The organism is Caldicellulosiruptor hydrothermalis 108, from assembly GCF_000166355.1.
GTDB classification, from domain to species: Bacteria; Bacillota; Thermoanaerobacteria; order Caldicellulosiruptorales; family Caldicellulosiruptoraceae; genus Caldicellulosiruptor; species Caldicellulosiruptor hydrothermalis.
Map to the genome: position 1 here is coordinate 843,030 of NC_014652.1, position 19,784 is coordinate 862,813.

General features: G+C 37.5%; 23 protein-coding genes and 2 tRNA genes. 18 read left to right on the top strand and 7 right to left on the bottom strand.

Annotation, left to right across the window (positions count from 1 at the left end; all coding sequences use genetic code 11):
* The first annotated feature begins 3 nt into the window (after positions 1-3).
* The 6 genes from panB (at position 4) to CALHY_RS04085 (ending at position 3,418) form a co-directional block, all read left to right on the top strand.
* On the top strand, positions 4-798 hold the full coding sequence (gene panB / locus CALHY_RS04060) for a 3-methyl-2-oxobutanoate hydroxymethyltransferase (protein WP_013402738.1): 795 nt from the start codon (positions 4-6) through the stop codon (positions 796-798).
* On the top strand, positions 798-1,661 hold the full coding sequence (panC, locus tag CALHY_RS04065) for a pantoate--beta-alanine ligase (RefSeq protein WP_013402739.1): 864 nt from the start codon (positions 798-800) through the stop codon (positions 1,659-1,661). Before panB ends, panC begins: the two co-directional genes overlap by 1 nt.
* Positions 1,651-2,037, top strand: a complete 387-nt coding sequence (gene panD / locus CALHY_RS04070) for an aspartate 1-decarboxylase (RefSeq protein ID WP_013402740.1) — start codon at positions 1,651-1,653, stop codon at positions 2,035-2,037. Before panC ends, panD begins: the two co-directional genes overlap by 11 nt.
* A 122-nt stretch (positions 2,038-2,159) precedes the next feature.
* A complete protein-coding gene (locus CALHY_RS04075; protein ID WP_013402741.1) occupies positions 2,160-2,831 on the top strand; it encodes a L,D-transpeptidase family protein in 672 nt (223 codons plus the stop codon).
* Between the two features lie 84 nt (positions 2,832-2,915).
* Positions 2,916-3,116 (top strand): hypothetical protein, encoded by a 201-nt coding sequence (locus CALHY_RS04080; RefSeq protein WP_013402742.1) that lies wholly within the window; start codon positions 2,916-2,918, stop codon positions 3,114-3,116.
* Between the two features lie 20 nt (positions 3,117-3,136).
* Complete coding sequence (locus CALHY_RS04085; protein ID WP_013402743.1) at positions 3,137-3,418, top strand: spore coat protein; 282 nt, start codon at positions 3,137-3,139, stop codon at positions 3,416-3,418.
* Between the two features lie 57 nt (positions 3,419-3,475).
* Here CALHY_RS04085 and CALHY_RS04090 read toward each other — a convergent pair whose 3' ends face one another.
* Positions 3,476-4,093, bottom strand: a complete 618-nt coding sequence (locus tag CALHY_RS04090) for a GNAT family N-acetyltransferase (protein ID WP_013402744.1) — start codon at positions 4,091-4,093, stop codon at positions 3,476-3,478.
* Positions 4,094-4,337: 244 nt separating this feature from the next.
* On the opposite strand from CALHY_RS04090, the gene CALHY_RS04095 reads away from it, so the two are divergent.
* Positions 4,338-4,412 (top strand) — tRNA-Asn (locus CALHY_RS04095).
* 10 nt (positions 4,413-4,422) lie between these two features.
* Positions 4,423-4,498 (top strand) — tRNA-Ile (locus tag CALHY_RS04100).
* A 46-nt stretch (positions 4,499-4,544) separates the two neighbouring features.
* On the opposite strand, the gene CALHY_RS04105 is transcribed toward CALHY_RS04100, so the two are convergent.
* Positions 4,545-5,108 (bottom strand): DUF4364 family protein, encoded by a 564-nt coding sequence (locus tag CALHY_RS04105; protein WP_013402745.1) that lies wholly within the window; start codon positions 5,106-5,108, stop codon positions 4,545-4,547.
* Positions 5,109-5,200: 92 nt separating this feature from the next.
* The gene (locus CALHY_RS04110; protein ID WP_013291047.1) at positions 5,201-5,599 is read right to left on the bottom strand and encodes a nucleoside triphosphate pyrophosphohydrolase family protein; all 399 of its coding nucleotides are present in this window, start codon (positions 5,597-5,599) and stop codon (positions 5,201-5,203) included.
* A gap of 147 nt (positions 5,600-5,746) precedes the next feature.
* Here CALHY_RS04110 and CALHY_RS04115 point away from each other — a divergent pair, with 147 nt between their 5' ends.
* Positions 5,747-6,553: a sugar phosphate isomerase/epimerase family protein gene (locus CALHY_RS04115; protein ID WP_013402746.1), complete on the top strand. Its 807-nt coding sequence runs from the start codon at positions 5,747-5,749 to the stop codon at positions 6,551-6,553.
* 53 nt (positions 6,554-6,606) lie between these two features.
* On the opposite strand, the gene CALHY_RS04120 is transcribed toward CALHY_RS04115, so the two are convergent.
* From CALHY_RS04120 to CALHY_RS04135, 4 genes are all read right to left on the bottom strand, one after another.
* On the bottom strand, positions 6,607-7,833 hold the full coding sequence (locus CALHY_RS04120; RefSeq protein WP_013402747.1) for an aspartate kinase: 1,227 nt from the start codon (positions 7,831-7,833) through the stop codon (positions 6,607-6,609).
* A 92-nt stretch (positions 7,834-7,925) separates the two neighbouring features.
* Positions 7,926-8,849: a homoserine kinase gene (gene thrB / locus CALHY_RS04125; RefSeq protein WP_013402748.1), complete on the bottom strand. Its 924-nt coding sequence runs from the start codon at positions 8,847-8,849 to the stop codon at positions 7,926-7,928.
* Between the two features lie 28 nt (positions 8,850-8,877).
* Positions 8,878-10,134 carry a homoserine dehydrogenase gene (locus CALHY_RS04130; RefSeq protein WP_013402749.1) on the bottom strand — a complete coding sequence of 419 codons (1,257 nt, stop codon included), beginning with the start codon at positions 10,132-10,134 and terminating at the stop codon, positions 8,878-8,880.
* 29 nt (positions 10,135-10,163) lie between these two features.
* Complete coding sequence (locus CALHY_RS04135) at positions 10,164-10,616, bottom strand: ACT domain-containing protein (RefSeq protein ID WP_013402750.1); 453 nt, start codon at positions 10,614-10,616, stop codon at positions 10,164-10,166.
* Between the two features lie 129 nt (positions 10,617-10,745).
* Between CALHY_RS04135 and CALHY_RS04140 the strand changes: the two genes are divergently transcribed.
* The 9 genes from CALHY_RS04140 (at position 10,746) to CALHY_RS04180 (ending at position 19,728) form a co-directional block, all read left to right on the top strand.
* On the top strand, positions 10,746-10,940 hold the full coding sequence (locus CALHY_RS04140) for a CLC_0170 family protein (RefSeq protein ID WP_013402751.1): 195 nt from the start codon (positions 10,746-10,748) through the stop codon (positions 10,938-10,940).
* A 15-nt stretch (positions 10,941-10,955) separates the two neighbouring features.
* Positions 10,956-12,548, top strand: a complete 1,593-nt coding sequence (locus tag CALHY_RS04145; protein WP_013402752.1) for a spore germination protein — start codon at positions 10,956-10,958, stop codon at positions 12,546-12,548.
* Entirely contained in the window at positions 12,545-13,645 is a 1,101-nt protein-coding gene (locus tag CALHY_RS04150) for a GerAB/ArcD/ProY family transporter (protein ID WP_013402753.1), read from the top strand. Before CALHY_RS04145 ends, CALHY_RS04150 begins: the two co-directional genes overlap by 4 nt.
* Positions 13,642-14,937: a Ger(x)C family spore germination protein gene (locus CALHY_RS04155; protein WP_013402754.1), complete on the top strand. Its 1,296-nt coding sequence runs from the start codon at positions 13,642-13,644 to the stop codon at positions 14,935-14,937. The genes CALHY_RS04150 and CALHY_RS04155 overlap by 4 nt, the downstream gene beginning before the upstream one ends.
* A gap of 89 nt (positions 14,938-15,026) precedes the next feature.
* Positions 15,027-15,719 (top strand): stage II sporulation protein R, encoded by a 693-nt coding sequence (locus tag CALHY_RS04160; RefSeq protein ID WP_013402755.1) that lies wholly within the window; start codon positions 15,027-15,029, stop codon positions 15,717-15,719.
* A gap of 174 nt (positions 15,720-15,893) precedes the next feature.
* Positions 15,894-16,421, top strand: a complete 528-nt coding sequence (locus CALHY_RS04165; RefSeq protein WP_013402756.1) for an adenine phosphoribosyltransferase — start codon at positions 15,894-15,896, stop codon at positions 16,419-16,421.
* 47 nt (positions 16,422-16,468) lie between these two features.
* Positions 16,469-18,637: a RelA/SpoT family protein gene (locus tag CALHY_RS04170; RefSeq protein ID WP_013402757.1), complete on the top strand. Its 2,169-nt coding sequence runs from the start codon at positions 16,469-16,471 to the stop codon at positions 18,635-18,637.
* A 6-nt stretch (positions 18,638-18,643) separates the two neighbouring features.
* Entirely contained in the window at positions 18,644-19,093 is a 450-nt protein-coding gene (gene dtd, locus CALHY_RS04175) for a D-aminoacyl-tRNA deacylase (protein ID WP_013402758.1), read from the top strand.
* 38 nt (positions 19,094-19,131) lie between these two features.
* A complete protein-coding gene (locus CALHY_RS04180; protein ID WP_013402759.1) occupies positions 19,132-19,728 on the top strand; it encodes an MBL fold metallo-hydrolase in 597 nt (198 codons plus the stop codon).
* Positions 19,729-19,784: the final 56 nt, after the last annotated feature.

Sequence of the window (19,784 nt, forward strand, 5' to 3'; positions counted from 1 at the left end):
AAAATGAACAAGGTGACAACCAAGACGCTTTTTGAAAAAAAGCAAAAGGGCGAAAAGATCACCATGCTTACTGCTTACGACTACACATTCGCAAAGATATTTGACAGCTGCTCTGTAGATATCCTGCTTGTTGGCGATTCGCTTGGTATGGTGATCCTTGGCTATGACTCTACAATTCCGGTCACAATGGATGATATGGAGCACCATGTCAGAGCTGTTAGCAGAGGAGCAAAGTATTCTATGGTGGTTGCTGACATGCCGTTTTTGTCATACCACACCACAACAGAAGATGCCGTGAAAAATGCAGGAAGGTTAATTCGTGCAGGTGCTTATGCAGTCAAGATGGAAGGCTGCGACGATGTATATGATAAGATAGAAGCTGTCATAAAAGCTCAGATACCTGTAATGGGACATTTGGGACTGACACCTCAGTCTGTCAACATCTTTGGTGGCTATGACCTTCGCGCAAAGGAGGAAGCTGAAGCAAAAAAACTTGTGGAAGATGCTAAAAAGCTTGAGAAAGCTGGGGTATTTGCAATTGTGCTTGAAAAGGTGCCAGCTCATGTTGCAAAACAGGTTCAAGAGAGCGTTAAAGTGCCTGTAATTGGGATAGGGGCAGGACCATACTGTGATGGTCAGGTGCTTGTGTGCTATGATATGCTTGGCATGTATGAAGATTTCAAGCCAAAGTTTGTAAAAAGATATGCTGAAGTGGGGAATATAATCAAAGATGCTGTGACAAGATACATTGAAGAGGTCAAAAAAGGAGAATTTCCAGGAAAGGAGCACAGCTACTGATGGTTGTTATGGAAAAGATTCAGGAAATGAAAGAGATTGTAAAAAAGCTCAAAAAAGAAGGTAAATCAATAGGTTTTGTTCCAACAATGGGGTATCTGCACGAAGGACATTTGAGCTTGGTAAGGTTTTCTAAACAGCAAAACGATATTACCATTATGAGCATATTTGTAAACCCTATTCAATTTGGACCCAATGAGGATTATGACAGATACCCACGCGACTTTGAAAGAGATAAGAGCCTTGCTGAAAAAGAAGGTGTTGACTATATATTTTATCCGTCGGTAGAAGAGATGTATCCTAAAGATTTTAAAACAGTTGTGTCAGTGAAAAAAATAACAGAGATAATGTGCGGCAAATCAAGGCCGGGTCATTTTGACGGTGTTGCAACAGTCGTATTAAAGCTGTTTAACATTGTAAACCCGGACAGAGCTTACTTTGGGCAAAAGGATGCCCAGCAGCTTGCTGTCATAAAGCAGATGGTAAAAGACCTAAATCTTGACGTTGAGATAGTTCCATGTCCGATTGTGCGTGAACAAGATGGTCTTGCAATGAGCTCAAGAAATGTATATCTTTCTGAAGAGGAAAGAAAATCTGCAACCGTTTTGTACAGGGCTTTGAATTTGGCAAAAGAGATGATTGAAAAAGGCGAAAAGGATGTATCAAGCATAAAAAGGGCTATGGAAGAGATGATTTTAAAAGAGAAGCACACAAAGATTGACTACATTGAGTTTGTAAACAATGACACGTTTGAGATAATCTCAAAGATTGAAGGAAAGGTTTTGATAGCTCTTGCCGTCTTTGTTGGAAAGGCAAGACTTATAGACAACATTGTGGTGGAGGCGAAATGTAAAGATGCTGATTGAAGTTTTAAAGTCTAAGATTCACAGAGCAACCGTTACAGAGGCAAATCTAAACTATGTTGGTAGTATTACAATTGATGAGGACTTGATGAAAGCAGCCGGAATATTTGAAAATGAAAAGGTGCAGGTTGTGAATATAAACAACGGCGAAAGGTTCGAAACTTATGTGATAAAAGGTGAAAAAGGCAGTGGAACAATTTGCCTAAACGGTGCAGCAGCTCGCCTTGTGCAGGTGGGCGATAAGATAATCATAATGGCATACTGTCTTCTTACCATGGAAGAGTATTATAATCACAAGCCAAAGATTGTGTTTGTGGATGATGAAAACAGGATTGTAAGGCTTTCGGATAAAGAAGAGCAATCTGAATGTATTTGTTAATTAATTTTGAGTTGCAAAGGTGGGGAGAAACAAATTTTCAATCCCCGCCTTTAATTTTTAATAAAATTTTTGTCTTTTGCATAAACTATATCTATTGAAGTGCTAAGATTTAAATTGTAAAGATGAAAAGAAAAAATCCACTCAAGGTTATACTCTCAATTTTTGTTATTCTAATACCTTTAATATCCATCTCAGGTATATCAAACCGCAACAAGAATCCATATCTTATATATGTCTCAATTGATGACAGTAGGTTATATGTCTTTAAAGAAGGAATTTTATACAAGTCATATCCAATTTCACCTGGGAAACCTTCAACTCCTACTCCAGTTGGCACATTTAAGATAATATCAAAAGACTACTGGGGTGAAGGATTTGGAGGAAGGTGGATGGGGCTAAATGTCCGCTATGGCAAATATGGAATTCATGGAACAATATATGAGAGTTATATAGGAGCTCATGTGAGCAAAGGCTGTGTCAGAATGCTGAACAAGGATGTGAAGGAGCTCTTTTCATATATTCCTATTGGAACTACAGTAATAATTTCCCAAGGTGAATATGGAGAGTTTAGAAACGGTTTTAGAACAATTTACCCGGGTGATACTGGTGAGGATGTTATGGCAGTTCAAAGAAGGCTCAAAGAACTCGGATTTTATTCAGGGAGCATTGATGGCAAGTATGGAGCAGCACTTGAATATGCAGTAAATTTATACCAGAAGAAAAATAAGCTTCCTGTGACCAACAAAATTACACCTTATTTGCTAAGGAAAATGGGTTTTTATTTATTTGAATAAAAGCGGCTTAAAAATAAAAAAATAATCTGTGTAGCTTTTAAAACACCAAGATGTAAAACTTCAAAAAAAGGAGGTTTGAAGAAAGTGGCTAACATTACCTCAAAAGAGCTCATGTTTTTAGAAGACAATATCAAGATGATGCAAAATTCTATCAACTTTATTGCAGGCGTATCTGACCAGATTACAGACGTATCACTTAAAAATCTGTGCCAGCAGTGTGTAAACCACTACAAAAGTGACATAAACATCCTGTCAAGATTTATTGAAAATCCAAACATTCAATAACCTAAAAAGGAGTGATAGCCATGAAGACACTTTCAGACAGAGATATTGCTTTTTCGCTTTTGAACTCTTTAAAGCTTCAGGCAACAGCTTTGACAAACTTAGTTTTAGAGAGCACAAACAATGCTCTCAGAAGAGAAGCTATGTCAGTTTTAAACAGGGTATTTGACCATCAAAAACAGATTTTTGATTTCCTCTCGCAAAAGGGCTGGTACCCTGTTGAGATGGCAAAGCAAGAGGATATTACAAAGGCACAGAGGGATGTTCAAACAATTCAGAACAATATCCAAATGGTTTCGATGTAAAAACCTTTATTTAAAGGGCAGACCTACAGTTTTAAAAGGCTGCCCTTTTTTTGATTATTAAAAACTTTTTTTCATGACAATCCATTTGCCTTGAGGGTCTCGCGACATTCCAATTTGATAAAATCCAAATTTTTTGTATAGCTTTATCGCAGGCAGATTGTCTGGTCGCACCTCTAATTTTACTTCTTTTACTCCTTTTGATTTTAAAAATTCAAGTCCTGCCTCAACAAGTTTTGTTCCAATACTTTTTCCTCTGTAGCTTTTTAGCGTTCCAATAGAAAGAATTTGTGCAGAGATTTCACTTGCATATCTTGTTTGAAATCTGAAAAAGTCAAGCTTGTTAGAAAGTATTTTCCATATAGGTCTTATGCCAAAACCGTACAGGCCCAAAAGCCATTTGATGGTCCACTTTAAAAACGAAAAGGTCAAGATTGCGGCAATCCATACCTTTTTGATGTCTCTGACAACACATATATACCCTGCAATCTTTTTATTTTCTTCATCTTCATAGATCAAGAAACCATGAGGTTCTGCAATGAGCACCACTTTGAACATGTCTTCTATGGCAGAGTTTTTGATTTTGTTCTCAAAGTAGAATTCAATGCTGTCAGAAAAAGCTTCTCTGAAAATTTGTGCGATTTGAGGTAGGTCAGAAAACTTTGCACATCTTATCATACGACTCACCTTGCTGAAAAATAATAAATCTTTTAAAAATGCTTTGCTGACGTTATTATTTAAATTATACCCATTTTTGAAGAAGAAAGAAAGCAAAATTAAGAGTTTTGTAGGGGATGCTTTCCAAAATATTACAGCAAAAAATTTTTTAAAAAGGATATTGACAAAAAATCTTTTATAAGTATAATAAATAATGTCGACGGCGGGAAACAGAAGACGCCGAAGACAAAAAAGAATGAGAGGTTCCTCGGTAGCTCAGCGGTGGAGCATCCGGCTGTTAACCGGAGGGTCGTAGGTTCGAATCCTACCCGGGGAGCCAATTTTATTAAGGGCCTTTAGCTCAGCTGGTAGAGCGGCCGGCTCATAACCGGTTGGTCTGGGGTTCGAATCCCTAAGGGCCCACCAATTTCAAAAATAAAAGCAAGTCTTCAAAAAGACTTGCTTTTTTGTTTTATTCTTGGTCTTTTTCAGGCTCTTCATGATTTCGCGCTAAGTTTTCAAAAAGCAGTCTGTATACCGTCTCAGCATTTTTACTCCAATTTTTACAAATCCTTTTTGCAATCTCAACGTGCGGCACATTTACTTTTATTTCAAACAAGATACTATTTCCTTCACGAAGAGAGCATATAACTATGTACTCGGTAGGGCTGAGTATTTTGTAATCAGAATATATCTCTGTGTTAAGTTTAATCTTTCTATAATTCTTCTTTATGTATTCTTCTACTTCCTCAACTGTAGTTTTTGGAAGCAAATCCAAAAGAATGTTTAAAACATCTCTGCCGGTTTGTGATATCTCAATATATGTTCTAATCTCGTCATCATATTTGTGGATTAGCTTTTGAGCCTCGAGTTCTTTGAGATACTGCTGGTATTCAAAAAAGTTCATGTACTTTGTTGAGAGGACAAACTCGTCAAGCTGCTGGATAGGAATGGGGATGTTTATCTTACTCAAAAAAAGTAAAAGTATAAGCTTGTTTTGGGCAAGGGTATGTATTTCGTTGAATTCATCAGACATCTTTTTCCACTCCTTTTTTACTTTTAAAGCCGCCATATCGTGTTTGTAAATATGGCGGCTTGTATATTTTGTCCTTTTTAAAAACTGGCATCTTACCTTAAGTTAAATTCTCCCAGTGTTTTCATTCTCTCAATTTCTTTGATTATGATATCATACAAGTTCAAATCTAAAGTATTGCAGATTGAAGCTAAATAAAATAATGTGCTTCCAATCTCTTTTTCAATCAAATCTCTGCAATTTTCACAAAGCTGTCCTTCAACATGTGTTTTGAGGTACTTTTTTGCTTCTTTCAAGCTCACATCTATAGGAATTTCCTGTTTTTTAGCATTTATTCTTATGCATCCACAGTTTGTGACCGATTTTATTATGCTTCTATTGACCCGAGCTGCTGACTCAGAAAACTTTGTGAGGCTGTCAAGTATACTTTTGTTTCGTATCAAAAGTTCATCAACGACATATTGGAAATCGTCTATAAAGATATCCTTCAACATCTTTCACTCCTAAAAAACAACTTTAGTTTAATTATAAATTTCTTCAAAATCAAATGTCAATAGAATTTTACAGATGGCTTTTCATAACAAAAACAAAGTAGTAAAATATTAAAAACGGCATTTTTGCGAAGGAGGAAATACCATTTAATGAAGATTAGCTTTTCAACAGTAGGATGTCCCAACTTTACCTGGGATGAAATATTAGCTGCTGCCAAAGATTTTGGATATGACGGTATTGAACTGAGAGGACTTGGAGATGAACTTGAATTATATAGAGCAGAACCTTTTACTCCTGAAAACTTGCCATCGACAAAAAAGAGATTAAAAGAACTGAATTTAGAGATTTCATGTTTGGCAACCTCATGTTATATATTCGATAAATCTTACCAGGAAAATACCTTAAAGTCTGCAAAAGCGCACATAGAACTTGCAAAGGAGCTTTCTTGCAAATACATAAGGGTTTTGGGAGATAGATGGATAACACCTGGGGAGGATGTTGATGAAGGATTTGTAAAAGAGATGCTTTGCAAGCTGTGCGACATGGCAAAGGAGTATGATGTTGACATTTTAATTGAGACAAATGGCGTTTGGGCAGAGTCAAAAAGACTTGCTGATTTGCTTGAAAAGGTGCCATATCAAAATGTTGGTGTTGTGTGGGACATTCACCATCCTTATAGGTTTTTTAATGAAGATGTTGAGAAAACCGTTAGCAACTTGAAAGATTTTATAAAGCATGTTCACGTGAAAGACTCAAAAGTTGAAAATGGCAAGCTTGTGTTTAAGATGATAGGCGAGGGTGATGTGCCTATTGAAAAGGCAATAAGTCTTCTTTTGCGACAAGGCTATAGCAATTATCTTTCTTTTGAATGGGTAAAAAGATGGTTTTCTGACCTTGAAGAGCCAGGAATTGTGTTTTTGGAGTTTATCAATAGAATCAAAAAGATGATAAAATAAAAAAGAAGAGGGGACTGGTAAATTACAACTTTGACCAGCCCCTTTTGCTTATTTTATTTGCCATTGTTCAAAAGGTGAAGTTTGAACTTGTCATGTATAGCTCTGACTGCTTTTTCAGCATCCTTTTCGTCAATCAACACTGATATCTTTATCTCAGATGTTGAAATCATCTCGATGTTGATACCTGCATCATAGAGTGCTTCAAACATCATTGCAGCAACACCTGGATTGTTGACCATTCCAGCACCTACAATAGATACCTTTGCAACATTGTCAGCATATGTTATATCCTTTGCGCCAATTACGTGCAGATTCTTTGTCAAAACATCAAGTGTCTGCTTTAAGTTGCTCTTTGACACTGTAAACGATATATCCTTTGTCTTTTCTCTTCCAATTGACTGCAGAATTATGTCAACGTTTATATTTTCTTTTGCCAAAAGTGAAAATATCTGAAATGCCTTGCCCGGAACATTTTCAACTCCAATCACCGCAACCCTTGCAATGTCCTTGTCACACGCAACGCCGGATACTAAAAGCTTTTCCACCGAATTTACCTCCTTTACAATTGTTCCTTCATTGTCGTTGAAAGATGACCTAACAACAAGAGGAATATTGTATTTTTTTGCAAGCTCAACAGACCTGTTATGAAGTACCTTTGCACCAAGTGTGGCAAGTTCTAACATCTCATCATAAGAAATTTCTTTGAGTTTTGATGCGTTTGGAACAATTCTTGGGTCTGCTGTATAAACACCGTCAACATCTGTATATATTTCGCATTTATCAGCTTTCAAAGCGGCAGCCAAAGCTACAGCTGTTGTATCAGAACCTCCACGCCCCAGCGTGGTTATATCATCATACTTATTTATTCCCTGAAAACCTGCAACAACAACTATGTTCCTCTTATCAAGCTCTCTTTGGAGCCTTTCTGTGTCAATTTCAATGATTCTTGCATTTGAATAGTGGCTGTCTGTCTTTATTCCTGCCTGCCACCCGGTCAGCGAAATGACAGGATACCCAAGCTTTTCAATTGCCATTGCCATAAGTGCAATTGAAATCTGTTCACCTGTGGAAAGGAGCATATCCATCTCTCTTTTTGAAGGATTTTCGTTTATCTCTTTTGCCTTTTCAATAAGCTCGTCTGTTGTATCGCCTTGAGCTGAGACAACAACCACAACCTTGTTTCCTTTCTCATACTCGCTAATTGCCCGCCTTGCTGCTCGAAATATTCTTTCTTTGTCTGCAACAGATGTTCCACCATACTTTTGGACAACTATTCCCAAGATATTTCCCTCCCTTGTGAAATCAATGGTCTAAAATGAAATTTAATAAGACCATTTTGATACTATTATATTACACTTTTGAGTAGTTTGCTTTATCTTTTTAAACTTGTGCTCTGAACAGAAAAAACTGTTGCACCGCTATTGTCAGCTTCCAAAATCATAAAGTCCCAGTTAGCCGCAAGCTCCATGCTGGCAAGTGCATTTTTGACGTTCTGTTCAAAGATTTCATAATTCTCATCAACAAGAGCAATTATAGAAGGCCCTGCCCCGGACAAAAACGCTCCTTTTGCGCCAGCTTCTAAAGACAGGTTAACAATTTTATCAAAGTCAGGAATGAGCTTTTTTCTGTACGGCTGGTGAAGCCTATCCTGTGTTGCAGCCGGTAAAAGCTCATAGTTTCCTGTTGTGATTGCACTTGCAAAAAGCGTTGCTCTGCCAATGTTAAACACGGCATCTTTGAACTCAATGTATTTTGGCAGAATATTTCTTGCATATTCTGTTGATAGCTGAAAATCAGGAATAAACACTGCAAACTTGAGTCTTGCTGGCACAACAAACTTGATATAGTTTACCTTTTTATCTTCCAGTACTGCAAACACAAGTCCACCAATCATTGCTGGTGTTGAGTTGTCCGGATGCCCCTCCATCTTTGCAGCCAAATAAATCATCTCTTCTTCAGAAAGTTTTCCGCCGCACAGTAAATTTGCAGCATAAATTCCACCTGAGATACAAGCAGCAGAAGAACCAAGCCCACGCGTGAGAGGAATTTCGTTTATAAGGTTTATCCTAAGCCCTCTGGGATACCAACCAACTTCATCAAACACTGTCTTCATAGCTCTGAACACAAGGTTGTTTTCATCCTTTGCAATTGATGGGTCATCCGGTGATGAAGTAATTATAAGTCCTTTTTCAATCTCTTCAACTTCAATGATGTTGTAAAGCTTAAGAGCAACACCCATACAGTCAAATCCGGCACCAAGGTTTGCCGACGATGCCGGAACCTTTACAGAAATCATTTTTTCAACTTACCTCCAGACATTTTGCTTATATATTTTCATCATATCTAACAATAGACAAGATCTTTTCCACAACAGGAATCTTTTCAAGCTGAGAAATCTTTTCTTTGAACTCACTTTCTTTCATCTCATGGGTCACAAACGCAAATTCGCTTGAGCCTATCGGTTTGTGTGTATTTACTATCATGCAGTCATTGAAGATGAGAGATACAGCGTCTTTTGCTTTTGAGTAGTCTTTGTATTTCACTCTTACAAAGAACCTGCAGGATGTATTTCCAATGTCAACAACTTCAATATCACCAGATATTGCCCATGTGTAGACATAAGACTTGTCAATATGTTTTACAATGTCTATGATGTCGCCAACAACAGCACTCGCTGTTGGAAGCTTTCCAGCACCTTGGCCATAGAACATTACATCACCAATTGCATCGCCTTTTACTAAAATTGCATTGAACACATCATCCACATTTGCAAACGGGCTTTTGTAAGATATCATAAGGGGCGAAACTCTTGCAACTACTTTTTTGTCGTCAATCTTTTTGCTCATTGCAATGAGCTTTATTGTGCAGCCAAGCTCTTCAGCATACTCCATGTCCTCTTTTGTTATCTTGGATATCCCTTCTGTATAAATGCTTTCATAGTTTACATAATGAGAGTATGCAATAGATGAGAGAATTGCAATCTTTCTACATGCGTCATGACCCTCTATATCATTGCTTGGGTTTCTTTCTGCGTATCCTTTTTCCTGAGCTTCTTTTAGAGCATCTTCAAACGAAAGTGAATACTTTTTCATCTGAGTGAGAATATAGTTTGTTGTACCATTTAAAATTCCTGCAATCTCTGTAATTTGATTTCCTGCCAAGCAGTTTTGAAGAGGTCTTATAATGGGTATTCCGCCACCAACACTTGCTTCAAAAAAGTAGTTTATATTGTTTTCCTTTGCAATCTTTAAAAGTTCAGGACCGTGCCTTGCAACAAGTTCCTTGTTGGATGTTACAACGTGTTTCCCGTTTAAAAGAAGCTTTTTTGTATAAGTGTATGCAGGTTCAAGCCCGCCTATTGTCTCAACAACAATTGAAACTTCGGGGTCGTTCAATATAATATCAAAATCTTTTATTATCAAATCTTTTGCGGGATGGTCAGGAAAATCGCGAATGTCAAGAATGTATTTTACCGATATTTCTTCCCCTGCTCTTTTTGCAATTGATGATGCATTTTTTGTCAAAACTTCCCATACACCTGAACCAACAACGCCAAATCCCATTATTGCAACCTTTGCCACTTTAGCTTCCCTCCTTTTTCAAAACCTTTTTAATACTCTTCTCTTCCCAAAATCTCAATTTTTTTAACACCATCAACCTTTTCAATCTCAAGGATCAAATCTTTAACAGACTTTGTCATCCCTGATGTTCTGATAGAAATTGAGACAGTTGCAATCCCGCCAAGAGGAATGTTTTGATTGATTGTAAGAATGTTTGCATTTGTCTCAGAAATAATGTTTAGTATCTTCGACAAAATTCCAGGGATGTCTTTTAAAACAAGAGCAAGAGTTATAATCTTGCCACGGGAACTTTCAAAAAAGGGGAATATACAGTCTTTGTATTTGTAAAAAGCACTTCTTGAAATACCCACCATCTTTACAGCTTCGTTTACAGCTTTCACTTCACCCTTTTCTAATAGCTCTTTTGCCTTGACAACTTTCAAAAAGACTTCTGGCAGAACACTTTCTTCAACTATATAGTACGTGGCGTCTTTCTTTAGCATAGCTACTGTTCACCTATAAAAGACAAATGTTTTTATGGAATGGATTTTAGCATATGTTTTTAAAAAATTCAAGTATAAAAATAAAATTTGTATTGCATATTAAGTGGTAGAAAGGAGAATTTGGCTGAGATGATAAAACTTTCGGATATCATAACAAAATACAGTATACTGATGTTTCTTCTGAGTGGCATTTTGATATTTTTACTTGACGTAAAGGAACTAAAATCTAAAAACTTGCAAAGAGAAATGAGACTTGCAAAGATAACTGGAATTTTGCTTGTGTGTATTGGGGTTTTCATGTATATTATAAAACTTTTTATATGAAAGTGGTGAAGAACCATGGGTTTTATTGAAATAATAAAACGCAGGAGAGAAAGGAAAAGAAGTTATCAGCAGAAAGAGACAAAAACATTTGTTGAAGCCCAGGATAAAATCTTTCCATCTATTGATGAGAACATCAAGTACGTAAAAGAACTGCTTGTTGACAACGATGACATTGTAATTAGAGAATTTTTTGCGGGCAATGTAAAATGTGCAACCATCTTTGTCGACGGGCTTGTAAACAGAGAAATAATTGACAGGGATGTAATAAAACATCTTATGGTAGAGATACAGCTTTTTAAAGAGGAGATTTCTCAAAAAGATGCGTATAACAAAATTCTAAATACTCTTCTTGCAACATCTGATATAAAAGAGGTTACAAGCTTTAAAGATGCTATTTTAGATCTTCTCTGTGGAGAGACACTTCTTTTTGTTGATGGGTCTGACAGGATAATAAGAGTTTCTACAAGAAGCTTTCCCAACAGAGGTATTCAACAGCCAGTCTCAGAGAATGCTGTAAGAGGTCCGCGCGACAGTTTCAATGAAGTTGTGAGGTTTTCAACAGCACTTATTCGAAGAAGGGTAAGGGACACAAGGCTTAGGATAAAGAACATAAAATTAGGCAGGCGTTCCCAGACAGATATATATCTTGTGTATATCGACGACATTGTGGACAGAGATGTTTTAAATGAGGTAAAACAGAGACTTTCCAAAATAGACATTGATGCTGTCATAGAAGCTGGAATGATAGAACAGCTAATTGAAGATGATATCTTTTGTCTATTTCCAACCATCCAGCACACAGAGAGGGTTGATACAGCAGTTGCCGCAATCTATGAAGGAAGAGTTGTGATTCTCTGTGACAATACAAACACAGCTTTGATTGTTCCGGCAACTCTTATGACACTCATCCAACACGCAGAGGACTATTATGAAAGATGGCACATTGCAACGGTGATAAGAATCCTGAGGGTAATTGCAGCATTAATTGCTATGACGCTTCAGGGATTTTATATCTCTATATCATCATTTACACCCAGCATGATCCCGCCTGACTTAGGGCTTTTTATCGCAGCAACAAGAGAAGGTGTGCCAATTCCAGTGTTTGTTGAAGCACTGTTTTTGGAGTTTATGCTTGAGCTTTTAAGAGAGGCTGGTTTGAGACTTCCAGGTCCAATCGGTCAGACAATTGGGATTGTTGGTGGTCTTATAATCGGACAAGCTGCTGTTCAGGCGGGAATAATCTCACCTATAATGGTCATACTTGTTGCAACAACCGCAATTGCTTCATTTGCCATCCCTGCTTACAACTTTTCTATATCAATGAGGCTTTTAAAATTTATCTATATTATTGTCTGTGCAGCTTTGGGGCTTTATGGGTTTATTTTGCTAAGTCTTATTATTCTTAGCAATCTTGTAAAACTCAAAAGTTTTGGCGTGCCAATTTTATCACCTTTTGTTTCATTTGAGATAATGGACTACAAAGATACTGTTGTAAGGCTTCCGACAAGGTACCTGTGGGCACGACCAATATTTGCATCAACTTACCAGAAAATAAGAATGATGTATGAAAGAAACACTCTTCCAAGTTCGGCAGGTGAGAGCAAGTGATAATAAACGACAATGATAAAATCTCAAGTTTTCAGTGTTTTGTGTTGTTTGTTTCTGTAATGATAGGAATAGGAATAATGTTCATGCCTGCATCTGTTGCAAAAACTGCTGAGCAAAACGGGTGGCTTGCGGTGCTGCTTGGTGGGATACTATCTTTTGCAGTATTTCTTTTAATATTTAAAATTATAATGTCAAATCCAGATATCACTTTCATTGAACTTTTGAATGATGCGTTTGGCAAGATTTTAGGTATTTTCTTTTCGCTTATATATGTCCTATACTTTATCATCTTTTCGGCATTTGAAACAAGGCTGATAGCAGAGACTGCAAAGGAGTTTTTGTTCAACCTCACACCAAATGAAGTTTTGATAATTACATTTCTTCTCACATGTGCGTATATCTCCAGATATGGAATTGAGGTTATAGCAAGGATATGTGAGATATTGATGCCAGGAATTGTTGTAATTATTGTAGTTTTAAGTTTTTTTGTGTATCAGCGGCTTGATTTTTCAAACCTTCTTCCCATTTTGAACATTCCTTTTTTAAAACTGATTCAGGGGATTGGGACAACAATATTTAGTTTTCTGGGATTCGAGGCATTCCTGTTTTTCATGCCTTATATAAGAAGAAAAGACAAGCTCATCAAAAGTGCTTTTTTCGGGTTTTTGGTCACAGTTTTGCTCTATGAAGTGATAATAATATTTGCAACAGCTGATTTTGGGGCAAAAGAGATGCAGACAATGATCTGGCCAACCTTGAACCTTTTTAGGGATGTGACAGTTTTGGAGGTTGTCATTGAAAGACCAGAGAGCATAATTGTTGCCCTGTGGATGATAACAACCTATACAACAGAGATTATTTTCTTGATGACAACAGGCTTGATTTTGGCGAGGATTTTCAACACCAAGGAGCACAACTTCTTTGTATTTTCACAGCTTCCTTTCATTTACATTCTTTCTTTGATTCCTCAAAATATATCTGAGATACAGAAGTTTATGGACTATTTTAGCTACTTTTTTGCAACCTTTGTTGTTTTATTTTTGCCGCTTGTCACCTACACTGTCCTTTCTATTAAAAAGAAGGTGAAAAAGACATGAAGCAAAAAAGAGGAGCAGTTTTAGCAATTTTAATGGTTTTCCTTGCGTTTTTCATGTCAGGTTGCTGGGACAGGGTTGAGATAGAAGACAGAGGCTATATTCTTGCCCTTGGTGTTGACAAGTATGACCCGAGCGATTTGAACAAGTATGAAAGCAGTGAGTATATTGATCTTGACAGAAAAACTCAGAAATTTTCTCCTGAACAGAAAAAGCCTGATATCAAGACAGACCAGAAAGGGATTGACCCACAGACAAAAAGAAAGGTAAAACCACCTCTTCCAAGCAGCAAAAATGAATACAAGTTTGCAGTGACAGTGCTTTTCCCAAACCTCAGAACCATAGGGAAGGATTCAAAGCCGGACGAGCAGATGAGATTTTTGTTTGTAAGACCCACAAACAACGTGGTTGGTGTCAGAAACTACCTTGAAAGAGAGATAAATAAAAGGCTGTATTATGGGTATTTAAAGGTTGTTGTGCTGGGCAGAGATTTAGTAGAAGAGCCAGGTTATGTAAGAGAGGTTTTGGATGCTCTCAACAGAGAAAGTGATATTCCTCAAAACACATTTTTGCTTGTGTCAGAGACAACAGCGAGAGATATTCTAAACACCATGCCTCTTGTTCAACCTGTGACTGGCATCCACCTTTTTGAGATATCAAAAAATGCATCAATTTATGGAAGAGTAATTGATACACCTTTGAGCCAAGTTGTAAATAGTTTTATAGATTCAAACTGCGCAGTTATATCGAGGGTGGAACCTGGAGTTGAAACCTTGAAAGTAGCTGGTGCTGCTGTGTTTAAGAATTTCAGGTTTGTTGGCTGGCTGGATGAAAGGCAACTTCAAATCTATAAGCTTCTCATGGGCAAGGCAAAACACACATTTATTGACGATTTGAAATACAAGTCCACGTATGTTCCATTTATTACTACAGAGATTCAGAGCAAAAAGAAAATAAAAAGCGAAAAAGGAAGATTAAAAATTGTTTACAATCTTAGGATAGAAGGCGAGGTTATTGAGTTTGTGTTCAAAAGCGGGTACAAAGTTTTGGATGACCCTATGAGAAAGTATATTCAAAATGAGCTAAATAAAATTATAAAGAAAAGAGCAGATGATCTTATTTATCTTTTGAAGTACAGGTACAACGCTGATGTTTTGGGAGTTGGGGATTTTATTTCAAAAAAAAGGTCAAAAGATTGGGAGAAGCTCAAGAAAAACTGGGATGATGAGTTCAAGAAAATAGATATAGAGGTTGTACCAGATGTAAAGCTAAGACGAAGCGGGACAATTTACTGAAAAGGTTTTGAGTATTTTTATGTATAAATCTTGTTTTCTGAGTGAATGCTAAAAATAGAAATAACTTTTGTTTGAGAGGAAAAAGAGGGATGGTACAGAAAATTCGATTTTCAAGGGCATACATTTTAGCAGCAGTTTTATCACTTTTGAGTTTTGTTTTGATTTATGAGTTTTTAAATTTCAAGCAGATAGATGCTCTGCAAAAAGAATTGTCTGCCTCAGTTGTAAGGCTTCATGTCATAGCAAATAGTAATTCAAAAGAGGACCAAGAGCTAAAACTTTATGTTAGAAACAAACTTATGGAGTTTCTATCGCAAAACATAGATTATTCAAAAGGAAAGTTGCACGTTTTAAAAGAGATTGCTGACAAAAAATCCCAAATAGAATGTTATCTCAATCAAGCTTTAAAAGAAAAAAGAAAATCCTATGAGGTGAAGGTGGTTATTCAAAGGGATTTGTTTCCAAACAGGGTATACAGCGGGTTTCTTTTTCCCTCAGGTATATATGACTGTGTTAAAATTTTCATAGGCGATGGTAAAGGGAGAAACTGGTGGTGTGTTATATTTCCGCCACTTTGCATAGTGGATGAGGCAAAGCTTGAACTTCCAACTGAGGCAAAGAAAGAGCTCAAAAGTTCACTTTCCAAAAAAGAGTATTTGATTGCAACAAGTTATGGCAGCATAGACAAGATGCCTGTAAAGTTGAGACTCAAGATATATGAGATTTTGAAAACAAAATTTTATAAAGAGGCATGGTTTAAACGTATTTTCAGGAGTATATGAAATTACATTCTTTTTGGGAAAACACAAGTAAGCTCTTTTAGCAGCTCCTGTGGTTAGCCTGCTAAAAGGGCTTTTTATTTTTTTGGCACTTAAAGTATTTAAAAATTATAGTCTTTTTTGATATACTTAATAACGTAATAATCAAAAATCTTAAAGTAATAGGAGGAAGATTTAATGAACCTGAAAGAGAAATTCAGACATGTTTTGAACTTTCCCAAAGAGGGTATAGATTTTATTGATATAACAACAGTTTTGCAGGACAAGGACGCGTTCAAATACGCTATAGACTCTCTGGTAGATTTGGTTAAAGACCTTGACTTTGAACTTATTGTTGGACCTGAATCAAGAGGGTTTATATTTGGTGCGCCTGTTGCGTATGTGCTGAACAAAGGTCTTGTTCTTGTCAGAAAGAAAGGTAAGCTTCCTTACAAGACAGTCTCTGTTGAATACGAGCTTGAATACGGAAAAGATGTGCTTGAGATGCACATTGATGCTATAAAACCTGGTCAGAAGGTTGTGATAATAGACGACCTTTTGGCAACAGGGGGTACAACACTTTCAAACATAAAGCTTGTTGAGAAACTTGGTGGTGAGGTTGTGGGTATTGCATACCTTGTTGAACTCACATACCTCAACGGAAGAGAGAATTTAAAAGGATACGATGTCAGGTCTGTTGTACAGTTTGAATCTTCTTTGATATAAAACAAGTGGACCTGAAAAAGAGGGGGTCCATCGAGGTGAAATAAGGCTTGAGCGACAAATTAAATGAGCTGATAGAAAGAGTAAAAAAATACGCGTCAGAAGAGGATATAAATCTTATCAAAAAAGCATTTGATTTTGCGCAAAAGTATCATGATGGGCAGGCGAGAAACTCTGGCGAGCCATATATAGTGCATCCTCTCGAGGTTGCACTGATTTTGGCAGATTTAGAGCTTGACATTGCATCAATTGTTGCTGGACTATTGCATGATGTTGTGGAGGATACTTCTGCGTCTTTAGAAGATGTAGAGAGGGAGTTTGGAAAAGAGATAGCCGATCTTGTGGATGGTGTCACAAAACTTGGCAAGCTTGAATTTACCAGTAAGCTTGAAAGACAGGCAGAAAACTACCGCAAGATGCTTATTGCAATGGCAAAGGATATAAGGGTCATTTTGATAAAACTTGCAGACAGGCTCCACAATATGCGAACCCTCAAGTACCTTCCTCCTGAAAAACAGAGACAAAAAGCTCAGGAAACAATTGACATATATGCTCCGCTTGCCCACAGACTTGGAATTTCAAAGATAAAGTGGGAGCTTGAAGATTTGTCCCTGCGCTATCTTGACCCTGAAGGCTATTATGATCTTGTTGAAAAGATTGCAAAAAAGAGGGTAGAAAGGGAAGAGTATATAAAGAAAATTATTTCGCTTATCTCAGAAAAACTCAAAGAGGCAAACATTGAGGTTGGCCAGATAGACGGAAGACCAAAGCATTTTTACAGCATCTACCGTAAGATGAAGCAGCAGGGCAAAACATTAGAAGAAATCTATGACCTGTTTGCCATAAGAATAATTGTAAATTCAGTAAAAGACTGTTATGGTGTGCTTGGAATTATCCACACACTGTTCAAGCCTATGCCGGGCAGGTTTAAAGACTATATTGCAATGCCAAAACCGAACATGTACCAGTCGCTTCACACAACTGTGATAGGACCTGAAGGTGAGCCATTTGAGGTGCAGATAAGAACATTTGACATGCACAGGACAGCCGAGTATGGTATTGCTGCGCACTGGAAGTACAAAGAGGGAAGGATAAAATCAACTGATGAGGATGAGAAGTTTGCATGGCTGAGAGAGCTTTTGGAGTGGCAGAAAGAGCTGAAAGACGCAAAAGAGTTTATGGAGTCTTTGAAGATAAACCTGTTTTCTGACGAGGTGTTTGTATTTACTCCAAAAGGAGATGTGATAAGCCTGCCACAGGGTTCAACGCCGATAGACTTTGCATATGCAATTCACAGTGAGATAGGCAACAAGATGGCAGGTGCTAAGGTAAACGGCAAGCTTGTCCCCATTGATTATGAGCTCAAAAATGGTGATATTGTCGAGATTATTACATCGCCGAACGTCCATGGTCCAAGCCAGGACTGGCTCAAGATTGTCAAGAGTCCTCAAGCAAAGAGCAAGATAAACGCATGGTTTAAAAAAGAGAGAAAAGAAGAGAATATTCAAAAAGGCAAAGACATATTGGAAAAGGAGCTCAAAAAACTAAATCTACCTTTACAATTTGCTCTAAAAGAGGATGTGCTGCAGACAGTTTCGCAAAGATATGGCTACAGAACACCGGAAGACATGTTTGCTGCACTTGGGTATGGTGGTATTACACCAACTAAGGTGGCTCTGAGGATAAAAGAGGAGATAAAGAAATACATCAAAGAAGATGAGCAAAAAGAACTTCAGATTGAAAAACCAAAGCCTGCGAAGGCTTCTTCAAATAACGGAATACTTGTAAAAGGTGTTGAAAATGTTCTTGTGAGGTTTGCAAAATGTTGCAACCCGGTACCTGGCGATGAAGTGATAGGATACATCACGAGGGGAAGAGGCGTTTCAATCCACAGGCGTGACTGTCCAAATGTTGAGCAGTATTTAAAAGAGCCAGAGAGGATTGTTGAGGCTGAATGGAATGTGACAAAAGATGCAAAGTTTGACGCTACAATCAACGTTCTTGCAAACGACAGGACAGGAATACTGATGGACATAACAAACTTGCTTGGTGAGAACAAGATTTCAGTGAAGGCTATACAGGGAAGGACCACACGAGACAGGATTGCCAATATCAATCTTACTGTAGAAATAAGCTCAACGGAGCAGCTTGAGAAGATTATAAGAAAGCTGAGAAAGATTGACAGTGTATTTGACGTTCAGCGTGTAAAAGGAGGCTAAAAGACTTTGAGGGCTGTTGTTCAAAGGGTGAAAGAGGCTTTTGTTGTTGTTGACGGCAAAGAGGTTGGAAGAATCCAAAAAGGTCTTTGCGTGCTTGTTGGGGTTGCACAGGATGATACAGAAGAGGATGCTGATTATCTTTGTGAAAAGGTTGTAAACCTTAGAATATTTGAAGATGAAAATTCAAAGTTCAATCTTTCTCTTTTGGATGTAGGTGGCGAGGTTTTGGTTGTCTCAAACTTTACAGTTATGGGCGATGCAAGAAAAGGAAGAAGACCGAACTTCATGTTTGCCGCAGAAAAAGAAAAGGCAGAGAAGCTGTATAGCTACTTTGTTGAAAGGCTTAAACAAAAGGTTAGAAAGGTTGAATGCGGAGTTTTTCAGGCGCACATGGAGGTAAACATTGTAAATGACGGGCCTGTGACAGTTTTGCTTGACAGCAAGAAGGTTTTCTGAACAGGTTTTTTGAAAAAGTAGAGGGGGTAAAGAGTTTGATGTTTTTTAAATGCATTGAAGTTGGGGATGTTGTGACAAACTGCTATGTTTTTGGCAAAAAAGAGGTTGTCATAATTGACCCGGGAGATGATGCAACAAAGATTGAGAGTGTTATTGTGGAAAATGGTCTTGTGCCAAGAGCCATACTTTTGACGCACGGACATTTTGACCATTTTATGGGTTGCAGCTATCTAAAACAGAGGTTCAAACTGCCGGTTTATGCGCACAAGGCCGAAAAAGAGATCTTGTCAAATCCAGCATATAACCTGTCGTATCTGATTGGTTCAGAAATAAAGATAACCTGTGATGGATATTTTGAAGATGGAGATGTATTCGAATTTGCTGATTTTTCGTTAAAGGTTTTATACACACCCGGGCACACACCTGGTTCGAGCTGTTTTTTGTATGATAACATTTTGTTTTCGGGCGACACGCTGTTCAAAGACTCTTTTGGCAGGTGTGACCTTCCGTTTGGGAATGAAGATAAGTTGTTTGAGTCGATAAAAGAAAAGCTTTTGGTTCTTCCCAAAACGACAAAAGTGTATCCAGGGCACGGTGTGCCAACTACTATTGGTGATGAGCTTAAAAACTTTTAATAAATACATTGCTGACTTATAGCACAAAATAATGCTATAAGTTTTTTATTTTATTT

What these genes read in the sequence shown, in the direction of transcription:
- panB (WP_013402738.1), top strand. Translation starts at nt 4, where the DNA reads ATGAACAAGGTGACAACCAAGACGCTTTTTGAAAAAAAGCAAAAGGGC.
- panC (WP_013402739.1), top strand. Translation starts at nt 798, where the DNA reads ATGGTTGTTATGGAAAAGATTCAGGAAATGAAAGAGATTGTAAAAAAG.
- panD (WP_013402740.1), top strand. Translation starts at nt 1,651, where the DNA reads ATGCTGATTGAAGTTTTAAAGTCTAAGATTCACAGAGCAACCGTTACA.
- CALHY_RS04075 (WP_013402741.1), top strand. Translation starts at nt 2,160, where the DNA reads ATGAAAAGAAAAAATCCACTCAAGGTTATACTCTCAATTTTTGTTATT.
- CALHY_RS04085 (WP_013402743.1), top strand. Translation starts at nt 3,137, where the DNA reads ATGAAGACACTTTCAGACAGAGATATTGCTTTTTCGCTTTTGAACTCT.
- CALHY_RS04090 (WP_013402744.1), bottom strand. Translation starts at nt 4,093, where the DNA reads ATGATAAGATGTGCAAAGTTTTCTGACCTACCTCAAATCGCACAAATT.
- CALHY_RS04105 (WP_013402745.1), bottom strand. Translation starts at nt 5,108, where the DNA reads ATGTCTGATGAATTCAACGAAATACATACCCTTGCCCAAAACAAGCTT.
- CALHY_RS04110 (WP_013291047.1), bottom strand. Translation starts at nt 5,599, where the DNA reads ATGTTGAAGGATATCTTTATAGACGATTTCCAATATGTCGTTGATGAA.
- CALHY_RS04115 (WP_013402746.1), top strand. Translation starts at nt 5,747, where the DNA reads ATGAAGATTAGCTTTTCAACAGTAGGATGTCCCAACTTTACCTGGGAT.
- thrB (WP_013402748.1), bottom strand. Translation starts at nt 8,849, where the DNA reads ATGATTTCTGTAAAGGTTCCGGCATCGTCGGCAAACCTTGGTGCCGGA.
- CALHY_RS04135 (WP_013402750.1), bottom strand. Translation starts at nt 10,616, where the DNA reads ATGCTAAAGAAAGACGCCACGTACTATATAGTTGAAGAAAGTGTTCTG.
- CALHY_RS04140 (WP_013402751.1), top strand. Translation starts at nt 10,746, where the DNA reads ATGATAAAACTTTCGGATATCATAACAAAATACAGTATACTGATGTTT.
- CALHY_RS04145 (WP_013402752.1), top strand. Translation starts at nt 10,956, where the DNA reads ATGGGTTTTATTGAAATAATAAAACGCAGGAGAGAAAGGAAAAGAAGT.
- CALHY_RS04155 (WP_013402754.1), top strand. Translation starts at nt 13,642, where the DNA reads ATGAAGCAAAAAAGAGGAGCAGTTTTAGCAATTTTAATGGTTTTCCTT.
- CALHY_RS04160 (WP_013402755.1), top strand. Translation starts at nt 15,027, where the DNA reads ATGGTACAGAAAATTCGATTTTCAAGGGCATACATTTTAGCAGCAGTT.
- CALHY_RS04165 (WP_013402756.1), top strand. Translation starts at nt 15,894, where the DNA reads ATGAACCTGAAAGAGAAATTCAGACATGTTTTGAACTTTCCCAAAGAG.
- CALHY_RS04180 (WP_013402759.1), top strand. Translation starts at nt 19,132, where the DNA reads ATGTTTTTTAAATGCATTGAAGTTGGGGATGTTGTGACAAACTGCTAT.